The sequence below is a fragment of the Sporosarcina sp. USHLN248 genome, from assembly GCF_037144575.1.
Lineage (GTDB): Bacteria > Bacillota > Bacilli > Bacillales_A > Planococcaceae > Sporosarcina > Sporosarcina contaminans.
In genome coordinates this window covers 1-3,131 of the sequence record NZ_JBBCZC010000084.1, presented here as the reverse complement: position 1 = coordinate 3,131, position 3,131 = coordinate 1, and the positions used below count along the sequence as shown (strand labels likewise).

General features: G+C 35.8%; 3 protein-coding genes. 1 reads left to right on the top strand and 2 read right to left on the bottom strand.

What is annotated here, in order from left to right:
- Positions 1–160 precede the first annotated feature (160 nt).
- On the bottom strand, positions 161–817 hold the full coding sequence (locus tag WFH04_RS17935; protein WP_336825672.1) for a VTT domain-containing protein: 657 nt from the start codon (positions 815–817) through the stop codon (positions 161–163).
- A gap of 995 nt (positions 818–1,812) precedes the next feature.
- A complete protein-coding gene (locus WFH04_RS17930; protein WP_336825670.1) occupies positions 1,813–2,034 on the bottom strand; it encodes a hypothetical protein in 222 nt (73 codons plus the stop codon).
- A 208-nt stretch (positions 2,035–2,242) separates the two neighbouring features.
- Here WFH04_RS17930 and WFH04_RS17925 point away from each other — a divergent pair, with 208 nt between their 5' ends.
- Complete coding sequence (locus tag WFH04_RS17925; RefSeq protein ID WP_336825668.1) at positions 2,243–2,959, top strand: dihydropteridine reductase; 717 nt, start codon at positions 2,243–2,245, stop codon at positions 2,957–2,959.
- Positions 2,960–3,131: the final 172 nt, after the last annotated feature.

Below are 3,131 nucleotides of genomic sequence, written 5' to 3'. Positions count from 1 at the left end.
GCGCCTGGAACGGAAAGCGACGGTTGTCAGGGGTTCCCCATTTATTCTCCAACCAGAAAGGGACTATCACAGAAAATCAGTTTTCACTGACTTTCTGGACAGCCCCTTTTTATTCTCTTACTCAATCATCCTATAGAAGGATCATCTTCTCTTTTATGGCTTATGCAAGCTTTTTTCTATTCTTTAAATGTTCTTTTGCTACCCCGATCATAGCTGGCAGTACCGACAAAAAGATAATGGCTAAAATAACAGTTGAGAAGTTATTTTTTATAATTGGGATGTTCCCAAAGAAATAACCCGTTATCGTACATGTACCTATCCATATGGCCGCTCCGATTATGTTATAAATTAAAAAATATCGATAGTTCATTCGGCTGGCTCCTGCCACAAAAGGGATGAACGTACGAATAAATGGCATGAATCTGGCAAGTGCAATGGTTTTCCCGCCATGTTTGTTAAAAAATCTTTCTGCTTTATTCATTTTTTCTTGGTTGATTAATTTGCCTAAAAAACTGCCCGGCTTTATCGTTGTTCCAACTTTTTTACCAATATGATAGTTAACCGTATCGCCAATTACAGCCGCTGCAAAAAAGATAATGAGCAATAGACCTAAATCCAAAGCACCGACCGCAGCAAACGTTCCGCCCGCAAACAATAGTGAATCTCCCGGAAGAAATGGAAAAATAACAATGCCCGTCTCAACAAAAACAATTAAAAATAGAATAAAGTAAGTGCCAAAACCGAACTTCTGAATAATTTCCACTAGATGCTCATCAATATGAAGTATAAAGCTAAACAAATCTTGGATGATCGCCACGTATATCCCACTTCCATTATTTTTTTAACAATCTCTTATATAATACCTCTTAAGAACCGGATTGTCTTTCCTCAGAAGGTTACTTGCCTTCGGAGCATCTATCCGGTTAGTGTTCATCTATTTAATTTTAATGAATTTGGTTATGTCAATACTTCTTTTGAAAGCATATAAAAAAATTGAAAGAGTATTGAAAAGATATGAGGAGAGAAGGTATTGTTAAGTGGTTTGATCAGGATAAGGGATACGGGCGTATTATGCTTGATGGTTTATCCATTTTAGTTCAATCTCACCTGATCACGAAAGAATTTCGGAAGGATTTAGTTTTCTTAAACAAGGTCAGATAGGCAAATGGCATAGGTATTATATGAGTTACAGCTTGCTATTTCTTTTTTATGCGGAAAAAATCATCAATTAGGAGCCTATCGACAACAATTATTCCTTTGGATAGCCTGTTTCACATATCAGCGATTTTTTAAAGAGATTTTGCGGGAAAGAAAATATACTTCATTGGAATTCTCCATTTATATTACAACACGAATTGCCCTTTTCCTTTACGGGGGCTTCTCTTATTTATATAAAAAGTAAGCTAACGGATCATTCATGATAGTAAGAGGGATTCAGGTAGGTTGAATAGTATAGGCAGTTCAATTTACTGTTATTTCTTTTCTATGCCATCATTAAGCTTTCATGGAAAGCGATTTTTATTTGTTCCATCGTAGGTCTGCCTCTTCCCTGTATCATTGGTGAAAATCTCCACTTTTGTAGGTGTTTCATCTCTTCTTTTCTTAATCTTAACGATATTTTTCAGGTATTTATTCTACAAATGATCTTATTTAATAAAATAGCATTTCTTCATTAACAGCGGCGCTTACATCAATTCATTGTGAGTTAACTATCTATTAATCACACTATCGCTTACTGTTCCTTGTAAATATGATCGCCGCCCCTACAACAAGGACAAATAGAAAGACAACTATAGAAAGTCCGAAAGCTGATTAGCTTAAAAAAATACTAATGATAATAATCGGTGTTCCAATCATGGCGGAAATTGATGCGAATTTTAAATAACGGATTACATATGGAGATACCTCGGGTTCTTCCTCAAACATCCAGCGCCTTCCAAATAAAAAACTATCTTCCGGGCAACTATAAGTCCAAATAAAGAATGCATATAATGGGATCATAAAAATAACAGCCATAATCATTTCGCTTATCATGCTCTCATCCCCTTTAAAACTTAATAATATTGTTATTATTTATACGATTGAAAAGGTTGAAAGTTACAATTTCAAAGCTATTTAAAATGCCTTTATATTAACACCACATAAATTATCTGAAATAATCAACCCCTTTAATTGATAATCATTATCAATTATTGTATAGTAGGTAGTAACGATACATTAAATTGAGTCAGGAGGATATTGAATGCAAATATACTGGACGAAAATAAATAAGATCATTGAAGAAACACCTGAGGTGAAAACATACTTGCTCGACTGTCCGGAAGGCGTAACATGGGAAGAAGGCGCCCATATTCACTTGGCATTGGAAGGTTTTAATGCTGGAGATAAGCCAAATCGCAGTTTGATTCGCCATATGTCAATTTCCACTTTGCCACACGAAAATTCAATCGGTATTACAACTCGCATTCGTGAGCAGTGCTCTCTGTTCAAATCGATTTTAAGAAACCTTGGAGTCGGCGATGAGGTTGCGATCTTTAAAATTCATTCGAATGTACCGCTCAAAAGAGAAGATAAAAACGTGTACCTGCTATCCTCTGGTGTCGGCCTAGCCACTTTCAGACCGCTTGTACTTGATTATTTTGATCGTGCTGATAATGTCAATCAAATTCATTCTTTGAACATCGATTCATCAAGAAACTACTTATTCAAAAATATTTTTGAATCCGCACCTGACAAAAAATTCACATCACAGTTCGTCGATAACCGTAAAGACTACTATGAAGAAGTAAAAAAACTTGCCGCGGATAAGGATGGCCTGTTCTATATTGTCGGCAGCGATGAATTCCTCATGCAGAACATTGAAGTACTACGTGAGCAAGGCATTCAGCCGGAACAGATTATGCTCGACAAGCGTGAAAGTCAACGTTCCGAATTCTTGTCTTATGAATTGACGATGTAAGCGAGACGAAATATTTTAGGTGAATAAAGAAAAAGATAAAGAATCCATTGTAATGGATTCTTCAGACTGTAGACAAAAGGGTTGGAAATCGAATTGATTTCCAACCCTTTTGTCAATTATGAAGTTATTTTAACGGAAAAAGGCCTTTTTATCTCGTAATATTAGCTTCTAT